Source organism: Nocardioides sp. AE5 (assembly GCF_031844485.1).
In the GTDB taxonomy this organism is placed as follows: domain Bacteria; phylum Actinomycetota; class Actinomycetes; order Propionibacteriales; family Nocardioidaceae; genus Nocardioides.
On record NZ_JAUZVI010000005.1, the window covers coordinates 136,101 to 156,923 of the forward strand.

The following is a 20,823-nucleotide window of genomic DNA, read 5'->3' on the forward strand; positions in this document are numbered from 1 at the left end:
CGAGCCTAGGAGGTCGCCGCCTCCGGCTCGACGTACACCGTCGATCCGAGCGCCACGAACTCCGCCGACTTCTCCTTCATCCCGACCTCGGGCGCCAGGTCGGACCCGAACCGCTCCCGCACGTCCTGGCTGATCTTCATCGAGCAGAACTTCGGCCCGCACATGGAGCAGAAGTGTGCGGTCTTGGCGTTCTCCGCGGGCAGCGTCTCGTCGTGGAACGCCTCGGCAGTGTGCGGATCGAGCGAGAGCGCGAACTGGTCGCGCCAGCGGAACTCGAACCGTGCCTTGCTCAGCGCGTCGTCCCACTCCCGGGCCCGCGGGTGCCCCTTGGCCACGTCGGCAGCGTGCGCGGAGAGCTTGTAGGTGATCACCCCGGTCTTCACGTCGTCGCGGTTGGGCAGGCCCAGGTGCTCCTTGGGCGTGACGTAGCAGAGCATCGCGGTGCCGTGCATGGCGATGGTGGCCGCGCCGATCGCGGAGGTGATGTGGTCATAACCGGGCGCGATGTCGGTGGCCAGCGGACCGAGCGTGTAGAACGGCGCTCCCTTGCACCAGTCCTGTTGCAGGGTGACGTTCTCCTCCACCAGGTTCAGCGGCACGTGGCCGGGCCCCTCCACCATCACCTGTACGTCGTGGGCCCAGGCCCGCTCGGTCAGTTCGGCCAGGGTGCGCAGCTCGGCGAACTGGGCCTCGTCGTTGGCGTCCGCGGTCGAGCCGGGCCGCAGCCCGTCGCCGAGGCTGAAGCTCACGTCGTACGCCGCGAAGATCTCGCACAGTTCGTCGAAGTGGGTGTAGAGGAAGTTCTCCTCATGGTGGGCCAGGCACCAGCCGGCCATGATCGAGCCGCCGCGGGAGACGATCCCGGTGACCCGGTGGGCGGTCATCGGCACATAGCGGAGCAGCACCCCGGCATGGATGGTCATGTAGTCGACGCCCTGCTCGCACTGCTCGATCACGGTGTCGCGGAAGACTTCCCAGGTGAGCTTGTCCGCCTCCCCGTTGACCTTCTCCAGCGCCTGGTAGATCGGCACCGTCCCGATCGGCACCGGTGCGTTGCGCACGATCCACTCGCGGGTGGTGTGGATGTCGTCGCCGGTGGAGAGGTCCATGACGGTGTCGGCTCCCCAGGTCACCGCCCAGGTGAGCTTGTCGACCTCCTCGGCGATGCTCGAGGTGACCGCGGAGTTGCCGATGTTGGCGTTCACCTTCACCAGGAACCGCTTGCCGATGATCATCGGCTCCGCCTCGGGGTGGTTGACGTTGGCCGGGATGATCGCGCGCCCGGCGGCGACCTCGCTGCGCACCAGTTCGACGTCGCAACCCTCCCGGACCGCGACGAACTCCATCTCCGGGGTGACGATGCCGTTGCGGGCGTAGTGCATCTGGGTGACGGTGCGGCCGGCGAGTGCGCGGCGCGGGCGGGCGGACTCGCCGCGCCATTCGTCGGCGGCGGCCCCGCGGCGTACGGCGGAGCGGCCGTTGTCGAGCAACTGCACCTCGCGCCCGTCGTAGCACTCGGTGTCCTCGCGCTCGGCGATCCACCCCTCGCGCAGCCGCGGCAGCCCGACCTCGGGGGTCGAGCCCGGACCCTCGGTGGCGTAGCGGTCGAAGGTCTCGCCGTTGGTCAGGTGCACGCGGGTGAACGGCACCGCGATGTCGGGGCGGGGGCCGGGGGCGTGGATGCGGGTGTGGGCTTCGTGGACGGTCATCGGTTCTCCTCGATCGGGTGGGTGGGCATGGGTTGGGTGTGGGCGATCGGGCCCCGGCCGCGGCCGAGGTTCCAGTCCTTGCTCAGTGCCAACTGGCTGGCGGTGTACGCCGCGGCGCGGCGGACGGCGTCGGGGAGCGGCACGTCCCGGGCCAGCAGTGCGGCCAGGGCGGCGCTGAAGGTGCACCCGGTGCCGTGGTCGTTGCGGGTCTCCAGCGCCGGATGGGTCAGCGCGACCGGCGCCTGGCCGGGGACGGCGAGCCAGTCGGTGCAGGTGCCGCTGGTGCCGCCGCCGGTGACCACTACCGACGGACCGAGGTCGGCCAGGGCAGCCGCGAGCACGTCCGGTGCGCCGTCGGTGCCGAGCAGGGCTGCGGCCTCGCCGGCGTTGGGAGTGATCACATGCGCCACCGGCAGCAGGTGTGCGACGTACGCCGCCCGCACCGCCTCGTCGCCGAGCACGGCGCCGGAGGTGGCCACCAGCACCGGGTCGACCACCAGCGGCAGGTGTGCCAGGCGCTCGGCGACCAGGCGGACCACCTCGGGCGAACCGAGCATCCCGGTCTTCACGGCGGCCACCGGGAGGTCGTCGAGGACCGCGTCGATCTGGTCGGCGACCATCTGCACCGGGGTCACGTGGATCGACCGGACGCCGGTGGTGTCCTGGGCGGTGATCGCGGTGACCACGCACGCTCCGTGGGTGCCGTGGGCGGCGAAGGTGGCCAGGTCGGCAGCCAGCCCGGCGGCACCGCCGGAGTCCGTGCCAGCGACCGCGAGCACCACGGGTGGGTTCGGGTTCATCGGACTTCCTCCAGGAGTCGTGCGACCACGGCCGCGGGGTCGTCGGCGCGCATCACCGCACCCATCACGGCGACGCCATGTGCCCCGGCTTCCCGGGCCCGAGCGGCGTTGTCGAGGGTGACGCCGCCGAGCGCGAAGACCGGGATCGGGTGGTCGGCGTACGCGCTCGGGTCGAGGGGCGGGCCGTATCCGGGCTTGCTGGGCGTGGTGGCGAACGGCGAGAGCGTCACGTAGTCCACGCCCTCGGCCGCGGCACGGCGTACCTCCGCGATGTCGTGGCAGGACCGCCCCCGCACCCCCTCCCCCGGCTTGTAACGCGCTGTTCGTGCGACTTCGCACCTTGCTGGCGGGGTGCGAAGAACCGTGGACTCCGCGTTACAAGGGGCAGGGCGGGCAGGCTCGTGGAACCCGTGCGCGGCCGGGTCGGGGATCCGCGAACTGATCACACTCAGCCCGGGTACGTCGGCCAGCGCGGCCACCAGTGCGCGCCGGGCGGTCGCGGCGAGGTCATGCTCGCGGACCACGACCTGGCCCAGCCCGGCGTCCACGCACTCGGTCACCGTGCGGACCAGCCCGCGGCCCAGCCGCAACTGGGAGCGATCGGTGAGCAGCAGCAGGCGCGGCAGCGCGGGAAGCGATGTCATGAGATCCTCCCCGCCATCGGGCTGGAGGCGCGGGCCACCGCGCGGCGCGGGATCCGTCCGGCGGAGCGGGCCAGGGCGCCCGCCTGGACAGCCAGCCGCAGCGCCCGTGCCATCGCCACCGGGTCCTCGGCCCGGGTGACCGCGGTGGCGGCGAGCACGGCGTCGCAGCCGAGTTCGATGGCCAGCGCCGCGTCCGAGGCGGTGCCCACTCCGGCGTCGAGCACCACCGGCACGTCGACCGCAGCCACCACTGCCTCGATCGCGTGCGGGTTGAGCACCCCCAGCCCCGAACCGATCGGGGAGCCCAGCGGCATCACCGCGGCGCAGCCGGCATCGGCCAGGCGACGAGCCAGCACCGGGTCGTCAGTGGTGTAGGGCAGCACGGTGAACCCCTGGGCGACCAGGGCCTCGGCAGCGTCGAGCAGTTCGACCGCGTCCGGCATCAGGCTGGTCTCGTCGCCGATCACTTCCAGCTTCACCCAGTCGGTCCCGAGCGCCTCGCGGGCCAGTTCCGCGGTCAGCACCGCCTCCCGCGTGGAGAGGCAGCCGGCGGTGTTGGGCAGGATCCGCACCCCGTGCCGGCGGAGCACGTCGAGCAGTCCCCCGCTGCGCGTGCCCGACGTACGCCGCATGCTGACGGTGACCAGCGCCGGGGCGGCGGCCTCGAGCACCGGGGCGACGAGTGCTGGCCGGGGAAGTCCACCGGTGCCCAGGAAGAGGCGCGAGTCGAGTTCCTCGCCGGCGATCACCAGGCTCATCCGCCCTGCACCGCCGTCACGATCTCCACCATGTCGCCGTCGGCCAGGAGCCGGGCAGGGTGGTCGCCACGGGGCACCACGGCCCCGTTGACCGCGACCGCGCTCCCCTGGTCGACGGCCAGGTCGGCGACGGTTGCGCCGGCCTCGAGCCGGTAGGGCTCGCCATTCAGGTTGATCTGCATGCTGACTCCTGGTTGTGGGTGGATGACGGATCGGCGAAGCGGCGCGGGTCGAGCGCGGCCTCCAGGTGCCCGTGCTCGAGGTGGTCGGCGACCAGCCGGGCGACCAGCGGCGCGAGCAGGACGCCATGGCGGAAGAGTCCGGCGGCGAGCACCACGTCGTCGCGACCGGGCGCGGAGCCGACCAGTGGCAGGTGGTCGGCCGTGGCCGGGCGGTCCCGGGCACAGGCTTCGGCGAAGAACGCCCGGTCGAGACCGGGGAGCACCTGGCGGGCCCCGTCCAGCAGCCGCCAGGCCCCGCCGAGGGTGACCTCGGGTGGCGCGTCGTGCTCCTCGGAGGTGGCGCCGATGACGACGCCGCCGTCGGCGCGCGGCACGACGTACACCGGCTCCCCGCGCACCCAGGCGCGCACCGTCCGGGCGGGTGGGTCGTCGGTGCGGGCGCGCAGGATCTCTCCGCGGACACCGCGGACCAGGTGCGCCCAAGGCTCGGGCAGCCGGGCACCGGTGGCCACCACCGTGGCGTCCACACCACCCGATGCGGCCGGGCGGAGCCGGTCGCCGACCCGTTCCAGCAGCGCGGCGACCACGTGGCGCGGGTCGACGCTGTGGTCGTCGACGAGCAGCGCGGCCCCGGCGATCCGCGGCGAGAGGCCCGGTTCCAGGCCACGCGCGGCACGCCCGGTGAGCAACTCCACGCCGGCACCGAGGCCGGCAAGCAGGGCCAGTTGCCGTTCCACGTGCTGCAGGTCCCCGCGGTCCATTCCGGCCAGCACCGTGCCGGTGCGGTGCAGCGGTACGCCCAAGCGCGCGGCGTACTCCGGCCACAGCGCGGCGGCCTCCCTGCCGAACCGCAGGATCTCGGCCTCGCCGTGCCAGACCTCGCTGGAGGGACTGAGCATGCCGGCTGCGGCGAACGAGGCGCCCGTGCCCGGAGCGCGGTCGACCACGACCACCTCGTGTCCGCGCCGGAGCAGTTCGTCGGCGACCGAGAGGCCGATGATCCCGGCGCCGAGCACCTGGACGCGCATCAGCCGAGCGCCTGGACGAGCTCCTTCGCCGCCTGCACGGGATCGGGTTGTCGCCAGATCCCTCCGATCACGGCCACGCCGTGGGCACCGGCGCCGATCACCGCAGCGGCGCGCGCCGCGTCGATGCCGCCGATGCCGACCAGCGGCAGGTCCCCTGCTGCGTCGGTGAGCGGGGCTACGCCGAGGGGCGCGGGCAGTCCGGCCTTGGAGGTGGTGGCGAAGAGCGGGCCGAACCCGGCATAGTCCGCGCCCGCCCGGGCGGCACGGCGTACGTCATCCACGTCGCGGCAGGTGGCACCGATCAGCAGGTCGCCGGCGATCCGCCGGGCGGCAGCCACCGGCAGGTCGTCCGCGCCCAGGTGTACGCCGTGCGCCCCGGCGGCGAGTGCCACGTCGAGGCGGTCGTTGACCACCACGGTGGCGCCGGCCTCGAGCGCCCTGGCGGTCAGTTCCAGCATGGCTGCCGTGGTGGCTCCCTTGGCGCGCACCTGGAAGCCGTCGACTCCTGCGGCGCGGAGGTCGGGCAACACCGCGAGGTCGTCGCCCGGGGCGATGAGGCATTGGATCCGGGGAACCGGAAAACGGCAAGGCATGGTGCTGCTCCTCACTTCCTGCGCCGGCATTACCCGGTTCAGGTTCGACGGTCGGAGCGGTGTCAGCTCCCTCTCAGCCCGCTTCCGCGAGCACCCGTGTGGGTTGGTCACCGGCGAGAGTAGCGCATCGCCCCCGGCGCGTGGTTTCGGCTTCCGGCACCGGCCTCGCATACCCTCGTTGACGGAGAACAGCCCCAGACCTGAAGGATCCCCATGTCGGACGCCCTAGCCGTGCGCTACGAGACCCCGGCGGCCGTGCGCATCGTCGACATCGCCGCGAAGGGCATCCTGGTCTTCATGCTGCTGATGGCCGTGATCGATCCGGTCGGCAGCAACCTGCAGAACAAGGCCGCCGAGGCCCGTGCGATCGGCTACCCCCTGCTCTCCTTCACCATCCCGGTGCTGTGGCTGCTCTTCTGGAAGGATCGCGCCTCCTTCCCGTGGGTCCCCGACCTCCTGGTCACGATCAGTTGCTTCAGCGACATCCTGGGCAACCGGATGGACCTCTATGACCAGATCTGGTGGTTCGACAACTGGATGCACTTCCAGAACACCGGGATCCTGGCGGCCGCGGTCGTGCTGCTGACCATGCACCACACCACGTCGCGCGGCCGGGTCGTGGAGCGGGCGCTGGCCTTCGGTGCCACCGCAGCGATTGCCTGGGAGATCGCCGAATACTTCGCGTTCATCTCCGGGCACAGCGAGCGCCAGTTCGCCTACACCGACACGCTCAGCGACCTGTGGTGGGGCGTGCTCGGATCCGTGGTGATGGCGCTGGTGATCCACTCGCTGTGGCGGATCGGCTGGCTCCGCCAGGCGGCACCGCAACTGGAGATCACCGCCGAGGACAAGGCCGTCCGGCTCAACGACCAGGGCTGAGGCCCGGGCCGCAGTGCTCACGCGCTCCCGGGCAGTTGCCGGGGATCGTCCCCGGTCGGCATGGCCTTGCGGACCACCCCGACCCCGCCCATCAGGGCGAATCCCTTGATCCGGACCACCGGGGCTCCCGGGACGGACTGGGCCGGCACGGTGTTCCGCACCCCGTCGAAGGCCCCCATGATCCCGATCCCCCCGACGACGGCGTTCGTGCCCGGATTGACGATGACCTCCACGCCGCCCATCACGGTGTAGACGTTCACCACCGTCTCGGTGCGGTGAAGATCGCGCGGCGCAGGTCGATGACGACACCAGCCATCAGGGCGAAGACGGTGTGGGTCTCCCCGAGTTCCCAGACGCCCTTGCGCTCGACGCCACCCATCACGGCGATCGAGGAGTTGTAGCGCGTCCCGACGACCGGAGCACCACCGCCCGTCGCGGGCACCGGCGCAGGCGCCGTCGCACCGGCCAGGTCGAGGCCCTTGGCCGGCAGGTCCGCAGTCAGCGGCACCAGGTCGCCGTACGTCTTGGCCGCATACGCCGCCTCCAGCCGTTCGTCGAGTTCGGCCAGGTCCAGGCGCCCCTCCCCGGCGGCCTCGCGGAGCACTTCGGCCACGTTGTGCCGGTCCGCGTCCGAGATGCGCATCCGCGACGGGTCGTCCATGCCGTCCAGCGTAGCGATTCAGCGTGGTGCAGCAGCGGCCCGCAGGTGGCGGCGCACCGCCAGCGCGGCGGCACGCCCGGCCCGGTTGGCCCCGATCGTGCTGGCCGAGGGTCCATAGCCGACCAGCTGCACCCGCGGGTCCGCGGCAGCCGCGGTCGGCGTCTGCCCGGAGCCCGGGGTGGGCACCAACTGGATCCCGCCGTGCCGTGAGCGGAGCCCCAGTCCGGCCAGGTGAGTGATCGAGGGCCGGAATCCGGTGGCCCACAGGATCACGTCGACGGGTTCGAAGGAGCCGTCCGCCCAGCGCACCCCGTCCGCCTCGACGGAGGCGAACATGGGGCGGCGACGCTCGTAGGCGCCCAGCCGCTTGGCCTCCTGCTCCTGGGGGCGCAGGTGGAGCCCGGTGACACTGACCACGCTCTCCGGTGGCAGGCCGGCCAGCACCCGCTCGTGCACCTTCTCCACGGCCTGATAACCCGCCTCGCCGTCGAAGTGGTCGACCCAGACCGGTGGGCGACGGGTCACCCACAGCACATCGGTGATCGGCGCCAGTTCACCGATGAACTGCACCGCGCTGGCCCCGCCACCGACCACGATCACCCGCTTGCCGACGAAGCGGGCAGGTCCGGGATAGGAGTGGGTGTGCAGTTGCCAGCCGCGGAAGAGTTCCTGGCCCGGATAGCGCGGCACGAACGGGCGGTCCCAGGTGCCGGTGGCGTTGACCAGGGTGCGGGTGCGCCAGGTGCGCTCGCTGGCCTGGACCACCAGCAGCCCGTCGTCCTCCCCCGTTCCCGCGGTGACCGACTCGACCCGCACCGGGCGGGCCACCGGCAGCCCGTGGCGCCGTTCGTACGCCGCGAAGTACGCCGGCACCACCTCGTTGGCGCGCTCGTGGCTGCGCGGCGGGGCGGGTTCACCGGGCAGGTCGGCGACGCCGTGCACGTCGTCCATGGTCAGCGAGTCCCAGCGGTGCTGCCAGGCCCCTCCCGGGGCCGGGTTGGCATCGAGCACCACGTGAGGGATGTCGAGGCGGCCCAGGTGGTGACTGGCCGAGAGGCCACCTTGGCCCGCGCCGATGACGAGTGAGTCGAGGAGCTCCACGCCCGGTGAACACCGGGTCCCCGCAGGCGATTCCCCCTGCCGGCTTGATGGTTCCGGCACAATCCTCCCCATGAGTGAATTCGACTCCAGCGCCGCCATGCAGGACGCCTTGGAACAGATCGAGGCGCTGACCCGGGCCACGACGGCCGCCACGGAAGTCCTGGCCACCGTCGAGGCCGACCTGGTCACGGTGACCATGTCCGCACGGCCGGCCATCGAATCGATCGACTACCAGTGGGCAGCCTTCCGCGGAATCGGTGCGGATGAGCTGGCCGACACGACCCGTGCCGCGATTGCCGAGACAGTCCTCAAGGTCCAGGCCGCGCAGGCTGAGGCACTGCAGCAGGTCCCGGGCCTGGCTGCTCTCTTCGACCGCGCGGACCCGGCTGACATCGACCTGCCTGCCGAGGCGGTCGATGCGGCCCGCCGTGCCGCTTCGGAACTGCAGGAGCGTGAGTTCACCGTCGCCGAGAAGGGCGGCCGAGTCGAGGTCACCGTGGACGGATCCGGCGCCATCACGCGCCTCTGGCTGAGCGCCTTGGCGGGCCGGGAGTCGGCATCGGAATGGCTCGGGGAGGCGGTCCTTTCCACCGTCAACGCGGCACTGGACGAGGCCCGACGCGCGCAGGAGGCGGCGCTCATCGGGGAGGAGGCACTCGACCCGACTGCTGAACTGGACGAGATCGTCGATGCATTCGAGGCCCGCCTCGAGGGCCTGGACTCGCGGCTCGACGAAGTGGTCCGCCGGCTCGGCCTGGAGTGACCTCGCGGCGTCCGCCGCGGGTCAGACGTTCTCCGCTTCCTCCGCTGCCCGGTGTGCGTCTGCCAGGCTCTCCCCAGCACCCCAGAGTTCACCGAAGGCGCCCGGGAGCTGGACCCCGGGGATCTGGTTGATGGGTGCCTTGCCGACAGCGTTGACACCGCCGTGGACCCCCATCCACACCAACCGCTCGGACCAGGCCATCTTGGCGCCGAAGATGTCCTTGCCCTTGCTCATCCCGCGCAACAGCTTCACCAGGTCGGCCAGGAACTCGAGGACCTTCTTGATCCGCAGGAAGAGGTCCTTGATCCGCATGAAGAGCGAGGCGATCCGCTGCAGGAACGCAGCCATGCGGGTGGTGACGATCGAAACCCGGGCGAGCGCCATCGATGCATTGGCCACCTGGCCCGCGGCCCAGGCCACCATCGAGGCGCCAAAGGTGAGCACCGAGAGCGCCAAGGAGACGACCAGGCTGGAGAGCGCGATCGCAATGACCATCTTGATGATACTGAGGATGGCATTGCCGGACTCCACTGCTGCCTCCGAGGCCGCTTCGAGGATCTCGGTGGTCGCACCGACCGCCTCCCCCAGGCTTGCCAGGGTGTCCTCCAGTTCGGTGACCCGCGTCAGGAAGGCGTCATAGTCCGGGCCCTCCCACTGTCCTTGCACCGCATGCCTGGCAGTGGCCAACTCTTCGGCGAGGTCGGTGATCAACGGCCCGACCTCGCTGTAGACCGCAGCGCCCCTCATCAGGTCGTCCGGGTCACCACAGACCCATTCGATGGCGTCGTTGACCGGGTTGTAGATGAACCCGAAGACGCTCTGCACCTCGGAGGGCAGAGCGTTCCAGAAGACCTGTAGCTCGTTCTGGTAGTCACCGGCGCCGGTCATCCGGGCTCACCCACGTTGGCCGCTGCCTCGATGTTCTCCTGCTCGGCGATGAGCCACTCTGCCGCAGAGGTGCCGGCCGCGCCACTGGCTCCCAGGAGCGCGTCGCGGGCCTGCTCCATGCCTTCCTCGGTGCCGTCCACGTGCTCGTCGTACGCCGTGTGGATCCGGGAACCGATGAAGGGCATCCGCCCGAAGGCCTCCCGGCCGACCCGGGCACCCTCGACCCGGCTGATGTGCCCGTCGAGCGACTCGCTGAGTTCCTCGGCACGGTCGGCAAAGGCCGTCAGTGCCTCTGGATTGCAGAAGTTGGTGCCACCCGGCATCTGTTCATCCCTCCATCGTTCGGACCAGCGCTTCGCGCAGGCGGTTCGCAGGACGCGTGCTGAACATTCCACACATCAATGCCACCGTTGAGGCATCCGCAAACCTGAGCAGGAGTCGTCCGGCCATCAGCGGGCGGGAGGCGCGCTCGGCCCCGCGCACGGTCGCGGTCGGGAGCGCCCACACCTGGTCGGTCTCGGCATCCCACGTCTTGGCGCCGGTGGCCGGGTCCTTCCCGAAGGTGGTGCTTCCTTCCGCGAAGACCAGGAGGCGGGCGGTGGTGACGCACAGCCGCGGGTTGCTGGTCGATTCGAGCGCCTTGGCCAGGCTCTCTGCAACGCTCCCGCGGTGCCCGGTCAGGGAGATCCCGCCGAGCCAGCGTTCGAAGAGACCCGGGTCGACGTCGAGCGGACCGCTCCCGATCACGGTGACCGGGTCGAGGTCGACACCCTGGATCGCCTTGGGCGGCTCGGTGCGGCCCAGCCTGGACTCGCCCCAGGCCAGGGCAACCGACTCCCAGGCGAGCACGTCCTCACCTGCAGGCAGCCCGGCCCGGACCGACCGTGGCAATTGTGCGAGGCCACTGAGACCCACGAGAACGTCACCTCCGCGTCAGCATCTGATCGATGCGGACCAGCGTAGGCCACCGGCCGGGCATCGGCGTTTGACCTGCCCCTGGCCGGGAACCCTTGCGCCATGCGCTCTCGTCACCGCGACTGGCGCACCCTGCGGGCGCCGGTCCTCGGTGGCACCCTGGCCGCCCTGGTGGCGCTGGCCGCCTGCTCGGGATTCATCGACTACGACCCGATGAAGTCCATCTCGGTGAAGGACGTGCGGGCGCTGGAGCTGGTCTACAAGGACGAGCCTCTGGACTGCCTCTACACCCGGATCAGGGAGAAGAACGTGCTCGTGGAAGACCAGCACGAGGTGACCAGCCTCAGTTGTGACTTCGCGGCCCACCACGCGGCGTACGGCGTCGAGCCGACGGAGTACGGCGAACCCACCTGGATCGCCTCGAACGGCAAGGAACTCCCCTGCATCACCCTGGCTGCCGGCGTCGACTGTGACTGGGAGCTCGCCAAGGGCAAGCCCTGAGGCCGGGCAGGCGGGGCATGCGCTGGCCCGTGTCGCAGTCGGCGGGCGTAACCTTGGGCCGTGGCGAACGATCCTGAATTCCGTTATTCCGACCTGCTCCCGACCCCCGGCTCCAACGGTGCCGCCGAGACGCCGTACCGGCTGATCACCACCGAGGGCGTCTCGACCTTCGAGGCCGGTGGGCAGACCTTCCTCAAGGTCGAGCCGGAGGCGATCCAGCGCCTCACGGCCGAGGCGATGCACGACATCTCGCACTACCTGCGCCCGGGGCACCTGGCCCAGTTGCGCAAGATCATCGACGACCCCGAGGCGTCCGGCAACGACCGCTTCGTCGCGCTCGACCTGCTCAAGAACGTCAACATCTCCGCCGGCGGCGTGCTCCCGATGTGCCAGGACACCGGCACCGCGATCGTGATGGGGAAGAAGTCCGAGGGCGTCATCACCGGCGCCGACGACGGCGAGTGGATCAGCAAGGGCGTCTACGACGCCTACACGAAGCTCAACCTGCGCTATTCGCAACTCGCCCCGCTGACGACGTACGAGGAGAAGAACACCGGCACCAACCTGCCGGCCCAGATCGAGCTCTACTCGACGCCACAGGCGAGTGGCAAGCCGGAATACAAGTTCCTCTTCATGGCCAAGGGCGGCGGCTCGGCGAACAAGTCGTTCCTCTTCCAGGAGACGAAGGCGGTGCTGAACCCCGAGCGGCTGCTGGAGTTCCTCGACGAGAAGATCCGTTCGCTCGGCACCGCCGCGTGCCCGCCGTACCACCTGGCCGTGGTGATCGGCGGCACCAGCGCCGAGTTCGCGTTGAAGACCGCGAAGTATGCCTCCGCGCACTACCTCGACGACCTGCCGACCGAGGGCTCGATGAGCGCCCACGGCTTCCGCGACACGGAACTGGAGGAGGAGGTCTTCAAGCTCACCCAGTCGTTCGGGATCGGTGCCCAGTTCGGTGGGAAGTACTTCTGCCACGACGTGCGCGTGGTCCGGCTGCCCCGCCACGGCGCGTCATGCCCGGTCGCGATCGCGGTCTCCTGCTCCGCGGACCGGCAGGCGCTCGGCAAGATCACCCCCGAAGGCGTCTTCCTGGAGCAGCTGGAGACGGACCCGGCGCAGTACATGCCCGACGCGGGCGTGGCCGATGACATCTCCGGCGGCGAGGTGGTCAAGATCGACCTCAACCGGCCGATGCCCGAGATCCTCGCCGAGCTGGGCAAGCACCCGGTGAAGACGCGGCTCTCGCTGACCGGCCCGCTGATCGTGGCCCGCGACATCGCGCACGCCAAGATCAAGGAACGCCTCGACGCCGGGGAGGAGATGCCGGCGTACCTGAAGGACCACCCGGTCTACTACGCCGGCCCGGCCAAGACCCCCGACGGGATGGCGTCCGGCTCGTTCGGCCCGACCACGGCTGGCCGGATGGACTCGTACGTCGAGCAGTTCCAGGCGGCCGGCGGGTCGATGGTGATGCTGGCCAAGGGCAACCGCTCCAAGGTCGTCACCGAGGCCTGCGGCAACCACGGTGGCTTCTACCTCGGCTCGATCGGCGGCCCGGCCGCGCGCCTGGCCCAGGACTGCATCAAGTCGCAGGAAGTCGTCGAATATCCCGAGCTCGGGATGGAGGCGATCTGGAAGATCGAGGTGGAGGACTTCCCCGCCTTCATCGTGGTCGACGACAAGGGCAACGACTTCTTCACCGATCCGTCGGGCGCGGTGACCGTGCCGCTGAGCTCGCTGGTCGGCACCGGGATCCGGGTCCGCTCACGGGAGAAGTGAGGGGAACTTCCTCGGGGCCAGTTTCACAGGCGAGCCTGTGAAACTGCCCGATCGACGCGAAACATCACGTCGATCGGGCAGGAACGCACGGGAGGCGGCTGCAGGATCAGCCGCGGAGCTTGGTCCCGAGGTCGATGACCGCGTCCAGGACCGCGGCGAGTTCGCCCTGGCGACGCTCCTGCGGGGCGAAGCCGCTCTCGGCGAAGTCGGTGAAGAGGCTGAGCGAGACCTGCGGGCGGACCGCGACCAGGTGCGCGTTGGCGGCAATGGTGCGCCAGTGCTCGACGGCGCGGACGGCCCCGTCGGCGCCGTAGCCGACCAGGCCGAGGGCCTTGCCGCCCCACTCGGGGAAGATCGAGTCGAAGGCGTTCTTCAGTGCGGCCGGCACGGAGTGGTTGTATTCCGGAGTGACGAAGACGAAGCTGTCCAGCGAGTCGATCTTCTCGCTCCAGCGGCGCACCTTCTCGTCGGCGTACTGCCGGTTCGCCGCGCCGGGAACCGTCGCGTCGGTGAGCAGTTCAAGGTTGAACTCGTCGAGTTCGATCAACTCGAACTCGGCGCCACCGTGCGCCAGCGCCTCCTCGTAGACCCATTTGCCGACGCCCGAGCCAAGGCGGCCGTTGCGGGTGCTGCCGATGATGATGCCGATCTTCACGAGTTCTCCTTGTGTGGTTGGTGCCCGGAGTGTCGGGATACGCGCAACAGAACAAGTTGAAGACTGAAGTGATTCCCGCGCCCGCCTGACGTGCCCCGGATCACACCCCGGACCACACTCGCCCGGGGCTTGGCCGGATGCGGGAAGATCGCAGCGTGCCCCCGAGCCTCCCCCTCCCACGCAGCCTCGGCGCCCGGCCGCGGCCGGGCGCCTTCGACGGCTCGCCCCACTTCCACGACGGCGCGTTCCACAACCGCAGGCCCGACACGTCAGGAGTGCCCACGGAGTCCCGGGCGAGCCTGATCCGCGACTTCGCGCTGAAGGGCCGCAGTGGTCGACCGACCGGGCCGGTGCCCCTGGCCACCCCGGACCTGCCGGCCGACGCCGACACCTGCGCGGCGACCTGGCTCGGCCACGCCACCGTGCTCCTCGAGGTCGGTGGTCACTGGGTGCTGGCCGACCCGGTGTGGAGCGAGCGGGTCTCCCCGTCCGGCCAGGTCGGTCCGCGACGCCACCACCCAGTGCCCCTGGCGTTGCGCGACCTGCCGCAACTCAGCGCCGTGCTCATCTCGCACGACCATTACGACCACCTCGACACCCGCACCATCGAGTGGCTCACCCGCCACCAGTCCATGGTGTACGTCGTCCCCCTCGGCGTCGGTGCCCACCTGCGCCGCTGGGACGTCCCCCCGGAGCGGATCGTGGAACTCGACTGGGGCCAGGAGCACCAGATCGGCTCGCTGCGCCTGGCCTGCGCCGAGGCCCAGCACTTCTCGGGCCGCTTCCTCACCAACAACACCACGCTCTGGTCCTCGTGGATCGTGGCGACCGACGAGGCCCGGGTCTTCTTCGGGGGCGACACCGGCCACCACGACGGCTTCACCTCGATCGGCGAGTCCGAGGGTCCGTTCGACCTGACCGTGCTGCCCATCGGTGCCTATGACCGGCGCTGGCGCTCCATCCACATGGATCCGGCCGAGGCCCTGCACGCGCACGCCACCCTGCGCGGGCAGGTGCTGCTGCCGATCCATTGGGCGACCTTCGACCTGGCCTTCCACGCCTGGGCCGATCCGATCGAGTGGCTGGTGCGCGAGGCCGGCGACACCACGCTCGCCCTGCCGCGGCCGGGCGAGCGGTTCCGGATCCTCGACGACCTGCCCGCCAACCCGTGGTGGCGACCGTGACCATCCAGCACCACCTGCCACCGGCCGAGCGCGACGCGCTGATCGGTGCGCGCAGGGCAGCCACCGTCGCCGTGGTGGTGCTGGTCACCAGCGCAGCGCTGATCGCGGCGTCGCTGGCGCTCTTCCTCACCGTCTTAAAGCCGGAGGTTGCCGAGCACCTGTTCGGCCAGAGCGAGCGCCACACGGCCACCGTCAGCGAGGTGGACCGGGCATCGCCGTGCACCCGCCGCCATCGGCACGACTACACGCTGACCTGGGAGGAGGACGGCCAGCAGGTGTCGGGCCACACGGATCTGTGCACCCGGTGGGAGGTCGGCGACGAGGTCGAGGTCTGGGCCACCTCCGGTGAACCCCAGACCCAGTCCCCGCTGGCGATGTGGCTGAGCATGGGCGGTGCGCTGGCCGGGTTGGCCCTCCTCGGCGCATTCTGCCTGCGCGCCATGGTGCGCCAACGCCGCATTCTCACCGCGGCACTGGACGGCACCTGGCGCCCCCTCGCCCACCACACCGTCGGCCACCCCGGCACGCCCGGGTTCACGATCATCGACGCGGCCGGGCAGGTGCGGGCGGACCGGGTCGGGAAGGGACGCTCGCTGTACGCGGCACGCCCCGACGGCACGCAGTCCGCCGCGCATCCCGTCCGCGGCACGCTCCTCCTCGACGGCGTACGCCGTGGCAAGCCGCGCCGCCTGGCGCTGTGGGCCGGCGAGGACGGCTCCCGGACCTGGCGGTGGCACGGGTGATGGACGGGATGGACGAGCCAGTGGAGTACGTCGAGATCGCCCGCCACGAGTCGCCCCGCGGGGAACTGGTGCTGCGCGAGCGACGCTCGCCGGGCGCCAACCCGGTGCTGGAACTGCGGGCCAACGGGATCTTCGTGATGGACACGCTGGAGACCGGCTCGGAGCGGGCGATGGCCACCGCCGCCCTGGCAGTGGTCCCCGAACCGCGGCGGGTCCTGGTCGGTGGCCTGGGCCTGGGCTTCACCACCGCCGAGGTGCTCGCCGATCCGCGGGTCGAGGCGTGCACCGTGGTCGAGATCGAGCAGGCACTGGTCGACTGGATGCGCGACGGGACGATCGGCCACGGGCCGAGACTGCTGGCTGCCGACCGGCTCCAGGTGGTGGTCAATGATGTCTCCCGCGCCATCGCCGAGGCGACCGGGGCGCCGTACGACGTGGTGCTGCTCGACGTCGACAACGGCCCGGGCTACCTGGTGCACCAGACCAACGCCGCGCTCTATCGACGCCCCTTCCTCGCCGCGGCCCGCGCCGTCACGGCAGGCGCCCTGGTCATCTGGTCGGCAGCAGCCGCACCGGAACTGGAGGCGGACCTGCGTGGGGTCTTCGGCAACGCGGAAGCGGTGCGCCACGACGTACTGCTGCAGGGGCGCGAGGAGGAGTACTGGCTCTACGTCGCCCGGCGTTGAGCAACGGACTACCGTCGATGCCATGACTGACTTCCGCATCGAACACGACTCCATGGGCGAGGTCCGGGTGCCCGCCGATGCCCTGTGGCGGGCCCAGACCCAGCGCGCCGTCGAGAACTTCCCGATCAGCGGCTCGGTCCTCGAGCCGCGCCACATCAGGGCCCTTGCCCTGGTCAAGCTGGCCGCCGCCCGGGTGAACGCCGGACTCGGGGTGATCACCGACGAGCAGGCCCAGGCGATCACGGCGGCCGCCGCCGAGGTCGCCGACGGCAGGCACGACGACCAGTTCCCGATCGACATCTTCCAGACCGGCTCCGGGACCAGTTCCAACATGAACACCAACGAGGTGCTCGCCTCGCTGGCGGCCCGTGCCGGGGTCGAGGTCCACCCCAACGACCACGTGAATGCCAGCCAGTCCAGCAACGACACCTTCCCGACCTCGATCCATGTCGCTGCCGGGATGGCAGTGGTCGAGGACCTCTTCCCGGCACTGGACACCCTGGCCGCCTCGTTGGAGGCAAAGGCCGGCGAGTTCGCCGACCACGTGAAGTCCGGGCGCACCCACCTGATGGATGCCACGCCGGTGATGCTGGGCCAGGAGTTCGGTGGGTACGCCGCCACCGTCCGCTATGCACACGAGCGACTGGAGGCGGTCCTCCCCCGCGTCCTGGAGGTGCCCTTGGGTGGCACCGCGGTCGGCACCGGGATCAACACGCCCCCCGGTTTCTCGTCCGCGGTGATCGCGGAGCTCGGCACGCTGACCGGCCTCGCCTTCACCGAGGCGCGCAACCACTTCGAGGCACAGTCCACGCGCGACTCGCTGGTCGAGTTGAGCGGCGTGCTGCGCACGTACGCCGTCGGGCTGACCAAGATCTGCAACGACCTGCGCTGGATGTCGTCGGGACCCACCACCGGGCTGGCCGAGATCCACCTGCCCGACCTGCAGCCCGGGTCGAGCATCATGCCGGGCAAGGTGAACCCGGTGCTCCCCGAGGCAACGCTCCAGGTCTGCGCCCAGGTGATCGGCAACGACGCGGCGATCGCGACCGGTGGTGCGGCCGGGAACTTCGAGCTGAACGTGATGTTGCCGATGATCGCGCGCAACCTGCTGGAGTCGATCCGGATCCTGGCCACCTCCTCCACCCTGCTCGCGCACCGGTGCGTGGACGGGATCACCGCCGACGTGGAGCGGATGCGGCGCTATGCGGAGTCCTCCCCCTCGGTGGTCACTCCGTTGAACAAGCACATCGGCTATGAGAACGCAGCGAAGGTTGCCAAGGAAGCACTCGCCAAGGGCCGGACGATCCGGGAGACGGTCATCGCGATGGGCTTCACCTCGCCCGACCGTGCCGACGGCGCCTCGTTGACCGTCGATGAGCTGGACGAGGCACTGGACGTCGCCTCGATGACGCGCCCCTGACCACCGCTGGCGCCCGCGCGGGGTTGCGGGCGCTGGCAACGTTTCGCGAAACCGCCTGCGGGAAGGAGTGTGCACCACTAGGGTGGAAACCATCCTGTTCAATCGCGAGAGCAAGGGGCAACCATGGGACTCATTCAGGCAGCGATCGGCGCCGTCAGCGGCACGTTGGCCGACCAGTGGAAGGACTTCTACACGGTCCCCAACGGTCTCGCGCCCACGGCGGCACTGTTCTCCGCCGTGGCCCGGGGTGAGAACGCCGGGCGTGGGTCGAACACCAAGGGCTCCGACGGTGTGATCACCAACGGCAGCAAGATCATGGTCCCCGAGGGCTATGGCCTGGTCCTGATGCAGGACGGCGCGATCACCGGCTTCGCCGCAGAGGCCGGCGCCTATGAGTGGAACTCCGAGGCCCAGGACTCCCAGTCGATCTTCGCCGGGAACGGCCTCGTCAGCCCGCTGGTCACCACCTCGTGGGAGCGCTTCAAGTTCGGCGGTCGGCCCAGCGCCCAGCAGCGCGCCTACTTCGTCAGTCTCAAGGAACTGCCGAACAACCGCTTCGGCACCCAGTCGGAGATCTACTGGGACGACGCCTACATGAACGCCCAGGTGGGAGCGGTCACCCGCGGCACCTACACCCTGAGCATCGTCGACCCGATCCTCTTCATCAAGGCGTTCGTCCCGGCGTCCTACCTGGAGCCCGGCAAGGTCTTCGACTTCACCGACGTCGACAATGACGCCGCCGCCCAGCTCTTCAATGAGGTCGTCGGCTCGCTGGCGCCCGCGTTCTCGATGTACACCAATGATCCCTCGAAGGGGAACCGGATCACCAAGATCCAGCAGGACTCGATCGGCTTCGCGCAGAGCCTCTCGGCCGCGGTCGAGCAGAACTACTCGTGGAGCTCGGGCCGCGGACTGGAGATCGTCTCCACCGCGATCATCTCGATCGAGTACGACGAGGCCACCCGTGAGCTGCTGCGCAACGTGCAGCGCGCCGACGCGCTCTCCGGTGCCCGCGGCAACTCCAACCTGCAGGCCTCCGTCGCCTCGGGCTTCGAGCAGGCCGGTGCCAATGCCGGCCCCGGCGGCATGATGGGGATGGGCATCGCCGCGGGCTCGGTCGGGCTCGGCGGACTGCAGCAGCCGGTTCCGGGTGTCGGCGCCCAGTCGACCCAGGCCCCGCCCGCACAGCCGGCAGCGGCACCGGCCGCCGCACCGGCACCGGCACCGGCACCGGCAGCCGACGACCCGATGGCGACCCTGACCAAGGCCAAGCAGATGCTGGACGCGGGCCTGATCACCCAGGAGGACTACGACGCCGCGAAGGCCAAGGCGCTGGGCCTCTAGGCGGGGAGCATTCCATGACCGATACACCTGTTGCGCCGGAGGGTGGCGTCCCCGCGGACGCCCCGGCTCCACCGCACGGCCAGATCCCACCCCACGGACAGGTTCCGGGGTACGCCACCCCGGAGCCGTCCGGTGAGGCGGTGATCAACACCGCCAACGAACGGATGCACGACGGGGTCAACCGCTGCCCCAAGTGCGGGGCGACCGAGATCCAGTTGCGGGTCACCACCGGCATGTTGATCTGCCTCTTCTGCCGGCACGAATGGGCGGAGACACAGATCGAGGGCATCGTCGCCGACGAGGTGGCGCTGAGCGACCTGACCGGCACCACGGTCGCCTCGGGCGCCGGCACCATCGACGCCGACGCGGGCATGTTGACGATGAAATGCTCGGGTTGCGGCGCCGAAGTGGTGGTGAACACGGCCGAGGCGACGTCCTCGCGGTGCCACTGGTGTCGCCACGTGCTCACCGTCAACCAGCAGGTGCCGAACGGCGCGGTCCCCGACGCAGTCCTCCCGTTCAGCATCACCCGAGACCAGGCCGTCGAGCACATCCGCGCCTTCGCGGACAAGCGGAAGACGTTCGCCCACCGGCAGTTCATCTCCGAGTTCACGCCGGAGAACGTGGTCGGCGTCTACCTGCCCTACATGGTGGTCGACGGCAACGTCAGTGCCGACGTCCACGGCCACGGCGAGGTGCAGACCCGTCGCTACACCCGGGGCAGCGGGGACGACAAGGAGACCGTGTATGACGCGGACGTCTATCGGGTGGACCGGAGCGTCAGCTTCACCGTCGACGACCTGACCCTGGAGTCGTCGGCCGAGCGGGCCGACATGACCGCGTTCGTGAACACCAACAACGTGATCAACACGATCCTCCCGTTCGACACCAAGAACGCCGTGCAGTGGAACGCCAACTACCTGGTCGGCTACACCTCCGAGCGCCGCGACCAAGACGTCGAGGCACTGGTCCCGGCCCTGGAGCACCAACTGCTCTCGATCGCCCGCTCCCAGGTCCGCGACTCCATCCGGCGCTATGACCGCGGGGTGCGCTGGGAGGCCGAACGGCTGACCGTCCACGGCACCCGGTGGGTGTCGATGTACCTGCCGGTGTGGCTCTACTCCTTCTACCACGAGGACAAGGGACGGGCGATGGTCCACTACATCGCGGTCAATGGCCGCACTGGCGAGACCATGGGCAGCGTCCCCGTCTCGCACGGCCGACTGGCGCTGGCCGCGCTGGCCTCCGGAACGGTGCTCGAGGGCATCGCCGTCGCGATCCTGGCGGTCTCATGAACACCATGGTGATCGAGGCGGCCCACCTGGTCGCACAGGCGTCGTCGGAGTCCGACACCCCGTGGGTCCTGCTGTTGTTGGGTCCTGCCGGAGCAGCGGGGGTGTACTGGATGCTGTTCCGCTTCTACCGCAACATCGACAAGTCGCATGCGTTCGAGACCGAGACGCTGATCGACGCCCAGCCGGTGACCGGCCAGGACCACAAGGTGGACGAAGTCCGCGGCACGAAGCGGAGGTCGATCAACGGCAACAATGCCGGCGACCACCGGACCCGGGTGCAGCGCCTACACTGAGC

25 protein-coding genes and 1 riboswitch are annotated in these 20,823 nt (G+C 70.3%); of the genes, 11 read left to right on the plus strand and 14 right to left on the minus strand.

Features of this window, described 5'->3' with window-relative positions:
• Positions 1-5 precede the first annotated feature (5 nt).
• The 7 genes from thiC to thiE are packed head-to-tail and all read right to left on the minus strand — an operon-like array spanning position 6 to position 5,651.
• The gene (thiC, locus tag Q9R27_RS09615) at positions 6-1,709 is read right to left on the minus strand and encodes a phosphomethylpyrimidine synthase ThiC (RefSeq protein ID WP_311252156.1); all 1,704 of its coding nucleotides are present in this window, start codon (positions 1,707-1,709) and stop codon (positions 6-8) included.
• A complete protein-coding gene (thiD, locus tag Q9R27_RS09620; RefSeq protein ID WP_311252157.1) occupies positions 1,706-2,509 on the minus strand; it encodes a bifunctional hydroxymethylpyrimidine kinase/phosphomethylpyrimidine kinase in 804 nt (267 codons plus the stop codon). Before thiD ends, thiC begins: the two co-directional genes overlap by 4 nt.
• Positions 2,506-3,153: a thiamine phosphate synthase gene (locus Q9R27_RS09625; protein WP_311252158.1), complete on the minus strand. Its 648-nt coding sequence runs from the start codon at positions 3,151-3,153 to the stop codon at positions 2,506-2,508. The genes thiD and Q9R27_RS09625 overlap by 4 nt, the downstream gene beginning before the upstream one ends.
• Entirely contained in the window at positions 3,150-3,911 is a 762-nt protein-coding gene (locus Q9R27_RS09630; protein WP_311252159.1) for a thiazole synthase, read from the minus strand. Before Q9R27_RS09630 ends, Q9R27_RS09625 begins: the two co-directional genes overlap by 4 nt.
• A complete protein-coding gene (gene thiS, locus Q9R27_RS09635; protein WP_311252160.1) occupies positions 3,908-4,093 on the minus strand; it encodes a sulfur carrier protein ThiS in 186 nt (61 codons plus the stop codon). Before thiS ends, Q9R27_RS09630 begins: the two co-directional genes overlap by 4 nt.
• Positions 4,078-5,121: an FAD-dependent oxidoreductase gene (locus Q9R27_RS09640; protein WP_311252161.1), complete on the minus strand. Its 1,044-nt coding sequence runs from the start codon at positions 5,119-5,121 to the stop codon at positions 4,078-4,080. The genes thiS and Q9R27_RS09640 overlap by 16 nt, the downstream gene beginning before the upstream one ends.
• On the minus strand, positions 5,121-5,651 hold the full coding sequence (gene thiE, locus Q9R27_RS09645; protein WP_311252162.1) for a thiamine phosphate synthase: 531 nt from the start codon (positions 5,649-5,651) through the stop codon (positions 5,121-5,123). Before thiE ends, Q9R27_RS09640 begins: the two co-directional genes overlap by 1 nt.
• 61 nt (positions 5,652-5,712) lie before the next feature.
• Positions 5,713-5,822: riboswitch (TPP riboswitch) on the minus strand.
• A gap of 105 nt (positions 5,823-5,927) precedes the next feature.
• Here thiE and Q9R27_RS09650 point away from each other — a divergent pair.
• Positions 5,928-6,593 (plus strand): hypothetical protein, encoded by a 666-nt coding sequence (locus Q9R27_RS09650; RefSeq protein WP_311252163.1) that lies wholly within the window; start codon positions 5,928-5,930, stop codon positions 6,591-6,593.
• Between the two features lie 17 nt (positions 6,594-6,610).
• On the opposite strand, the gene Q9R27_RS09655 is transcribed toward Q9R27_RS09650, so the two are convergent.
• From Q9R27_RS09655 to Q9R27_RS09665, 3 genes are read right to left on the minus strand one after another with little or no spacing between them, the layout of a single operon-like run.
• Positions 6,611-6,853, minus strand: coding sequence for a hypothetical protein (locus tag Q9R27_RS09655; protein ID WP_311252164.1), 243 nt, complete (start codon positions 6,851-6,853; stop codon positions 6,611-6,613).
• Positions 6,850-7,254 carry a DUF1707 domain-containing protein gene (locus tag Q9R27_RS09660; RefSeq protein WP_311252165.1) on the minus strand — a complete coding sequence of 135 codons (405 nt, stop codon included), beginning with the start codon at positions 7,252-7,254 and terminating at the stop codon, positions 6,850-6,852. Before Q9R27_RS09660 ends, Q9R27_RS09655 begins: the two co-directional genes overlap by 4 nt.
• A gap of 18 nt (positions 7,255-7,272) precedes the next feature.
• Complete coding sequence (locus tag Q9R27_RS09665; RefSeq protein ID WP_311252166.1) at positions 7,273-8,355, minus strand: NAD(P)-binding domain-containing protein; 1,083 nt, start codon at positions 8,353-8,355, stop codon at positions 7,273-7,275.
• A 70-nt stretch (positions 8,356-8,425) separates the two neighbouring features.
• On the opposite strand from Q9R27_RS09665, the gene Q9R27_RS09670 reads away from it, so the two are divergent.
• Positions 8,426-9,118 carry a YbaB/EbfC family nucleoid-associated protein gene (locus Q9R27_RS09670; RefSeq protein WP_311252167.1) on the plus strand — a complete coding sequence of 231 codons (693 nt, stop codon included), beginning with the start codon at positions 8,426-8,428 and terminating at the stop codon, positions 9,116-9,118.
• 21 nt (positions 9,119-9,139) lie between these two features.
• Here the strand turns inward: Q9R27_RS09670 and Q9R27_RS09675 are convergent, their stop codons facing one another.
• Genes Q9R27_RS09675 through Q9R27_RS09685 form a run of 3 tightly spaced genes read right to left on the minus strand, consistent with a single transcriptional unit; the run spans position 9,140 to position 10,897 of the window.
• Positions 9,140-10,006 (minus strand): hypothetical protein, encoded by an 867-nt coding sequence (locus Q9R27_RS09675; RefSeq protein WP_311252168.1) that lies wholly within the window; start codon positions 10,004-10,006, stop codon positions 9,140-9,142.
• Complete coding sequence (locus tag Q9R27_RS09680; RefSeq protein WP_311252169.1) at positions 10,003-10,329, minus strand: hypothetical protein; 327 nt, start codon at positions 10,327-10,329, stop codon at positions 10,003-10,005. Before Q9R27_RS09680 ends, Q9R27_RS09675 begins: the two co-directional genes overlap by 4 nt.
• Before the next feature lie 4 nt (positions 10,330-10,333).
• Positions 10,334-10,897: a hypothetical protein gene (locus tag Q9R27_RS09685; protein ID WP_311252170.1), complete on the minus strand. Its 564-nt coding sequence runs from the start codon at positions 10,895-10,897 to the stop codon at positions 10,334-10,336.
• A gap of 126 nt (positions 10,898-11,023) precedes the next feature.
• Here Q9R27_RS09685 and Q9R27_RS09690 point away from each other — a divergent pair, with 126 nt between their 5' ends.
• A complete protein-coding gene (locus tag Q9R27_RS09690; RefSeq protein WP_311252171.1) occupies positions 11,024-11,422 on the plus strand; it encodes a hypothetical protein in 399 nt (132 codons plus the stop codon).
• A 60-nt stretch (positions 11,423-11,482) separates the two neighbouring features.
• Entirely contained in the window at positions 11,483-13,201 is a 1,719-nt protein-coding gene (locus tag Q9R27_RS09695) for a fumarate hydratase (protein ID WP_311252172.1), read from the plus strand.
• Positions 13,202-13,307: 106 nt separating this feature from the next.
• On the opposite strand, the gene Q9R27_RS09700 is transcribed toward Q9R27_RS09695, so the two are convergent.
• Positions 13,308-13,856: an NAD(P)H-dependent oxidoreductase gene (locus tag Q9R27_RS09700; protein ID WP_311252173.1), complete on the minus strand. Its 549-nt coding sequence runs from the start codon at positions 13,854-13,856 to the stop codon at positions 13,308-13,310.
• 155 nt (positions 13,857-14,011) lie between these two features.
• Here Q9R27_RS09700 and Q9R27_RS09705 point away from each other — a divergent pair, with 155 nt between their 5' ends.
• From Q9R27_RS09705 to Q9R27_RS09735, 7 genes are all read left to right on the plus strand, one after another.
• Positions 14,012-15,040, plus strand: coding sequence for an MBL fold metallo-hydrolase (locus Q9R27_RS09705; protein WP_311252174.1), 1,029 nt, complete (start codon positions 14,012-14,014; stop codon positions 15,038-15,040).
• Entirely contained in the window at positions 15,037-15,783 is a 747-nt protein-coding gene (locus Q9R27_RS09710) for a hypothetical protein (RefSeq protein WP_311252175.1), read from the plus strand. The genes Q9R27_RS09705 and Q9R27_RS09710 overlap by 4 nt, the downstream gene beginning before the upstream one ends.
• A gap of 8 nt (positions 15,784-15,791) precedes the next feature.
• Positions 15,792-16,469, plus strand: coding sequence for a hypothetical protein (locus Q9R27_RS09715; RefSeq protein WP_311252176.1), 678 nt, complete (start codon positions 15,792-15,794; stop codon positions 16,467-16,469).
• 22 nt (positions 16,470-16,491) lie between these two features.
• Positions 16,492-17,889, plus strand: a complete 1,398-nt coding sequence (locus tag Q9R27_RS09720) for a class II fumarate hydratase (protein ID WP_311252177.1) — start codon at positions 16,492-16,494, stop codon at positions 17,887-17,889.
• A gap of 123 nt (positions 17,890-18,012) precedes the next feature.
• Positions 18,013-19,233, plus strand: coding sequence for an SPFH domain-containing protein (locus Q9R27_RS09725; RefSeq protein ID WP_311252178.1), 1,221 nt, complete (start codon positions 18,013-18,015; stop codon positions 19,231-19,233).
• A 14-nt stretch (positions 19,234-19,247) separates the two neighbouring features.
• Positions 19,248-20,528, plus strand: a complete 1,281-nt coding sequence (locus Q9R27_RS09730; protein ID WP_311252179.1) for a hypothetical protein — start codon at positions 19,248-19,250, stop codon at positions 20,526-20,528.
• Positions 20,525-20,821: a hypothetical protein gene (locus tag Q9R27_RS09735; RefSeq protein ID WP_311252180.1), complete on the plus strand. Its 297-nt coding sequence runs from the start codon at positions 20,525-20,527 to the stop codon at positions 20,819-20,821. Before Q9R27_RS09730 ends, Q9R27_RS09735 begins: the two co-directional genes overlap by 4 nt.
• Positions 20,822-20,823: the final 2 nt, after the last annotated feature.

Excerpts from the sequence above, each read along its gene's own strand:
- thiC (WP_311252156.1), bottom strand. The coding sequence starts at position 1,709 with ATGACCGTCCACGAAGCCCACACCCGCATCCACGCCCCCGGCCCCCGC.
- thiD (WP_311252157.1), bottom strand. The coding sequence starts at position 2,509 with ATGAACCCGAACCCACCCGTGGTGCTCGCGGTCGCTGGCACGGACTCC.
- Q9R27_RS09625 (WP_311252158.1), bottom strand. The coding sequence starts at position 3,153 with ATGACATCGCTTCCCGCGCTGCCGCGCCTGCTGCTGCTCACCGATCGC.
- Q9R27_RS09630 (WP_311252159.1), bottom strand. The coding sequence starts at position 3,911 with ATGAGCCTGGTGATCGCCGGCGAGGAACTCGACTCGCGCCTCTTCCTG.
- thiS (WP_311252160.1), bottom strand. The coding sequence starts at position 4,093 with ATGCAGATCAACCTGAATGGCGAGCCCTACCGGCTCGAGGCCGGCGCA.
- Q9R27_RS09640 (WP_311252161.1), bottom strand. The coding sequence starts at position 5,121 with ATGCGCGTCCAGGTGCTCGGCGCCGGGATCATCGGCCTCTCGGTCGCC.
- Q9R27_RS09650 (WP_311252163.1), top strand. The coding sequence starts at position 5,928 with ATGTCGGACGCCCTAGCCGTGCGCTACGAGACCCCGGCGGCCGTGCGC.
- Q9R27_RS09660 (WP_311252165.1), bottom strand. The coding sequence starts at position 7,254 with ATGGACGACCCGTCGCGGATGCGCATCTCGGACGCGGACCGGCACAAC.
- Q9R27_RS09670 (WP_311252167.1), top strand. The coding sequence starts at position 8,426 with ATGAGTGAATTCGACTCCAGCGCCGCCATGCAGGACGCCTTGGAACAG.
- Q9R27_RS09675 (WP_311252168.1), bottom strand. The coding sequence starts at position 10,006 with ATGACCGGCGCCGGTGACTACCAGAACGAGCTACAGGTCTTCTGGAAC.
- Q9R27_RS09680 (WP_311252169.1), bottom strand. The coding sequence starts at position 10,329 with ATGCCGGGTGGCACCAACTTCTGCAATCCAGAGGCACTGACGGCCTTT.
- Q9R27_RS09690 (WP_311252171.1), top strand. The coding sequence starts at position 11,024 with ATGCGCTCTCGTCACCGCGACTGGCGCACCCTGCGGGCGCCGGTCCTC.
- Q9R27_RS09715 (WP_311252176.1), top strand. The coding sequence starts at position 15,792 with ATGGACGAGCCAGTGGAGTACGTCGAGATCGCCCGCCACGAGTCGCCC.
- Q9R27_RS09720 (WP_311252177.1), top strand. The coding sequence starts at position 16,492 with ATGACTGACTTCCGCATCGAACACGACTCCATGGGCGAGGTCCGGGTG.
- Q9R27_RS09725 (WP_311252178.1), top strand. The coding sequence starts at position 18,013 with ATGGGACTCATTCAGGCAGCGATCGGCGCCGTCAGCGGCACGTTGGCC.
- Q9R27_RS09730 (WP_311252179.1), top strand. The coding sequence starts at position 19,248 with ATGACCGATACACCTGTTGCGCCGGAGGGTGGCGTCCCCGCGGACGCC.
- Q9R27_RS09735 (WP_311252180.1), top strand. The coding sequence starts at position 20,525 with ATGAACACCATGGTGATCGAGGCGGCCCACCTGGTCGCACAGGCGTCG.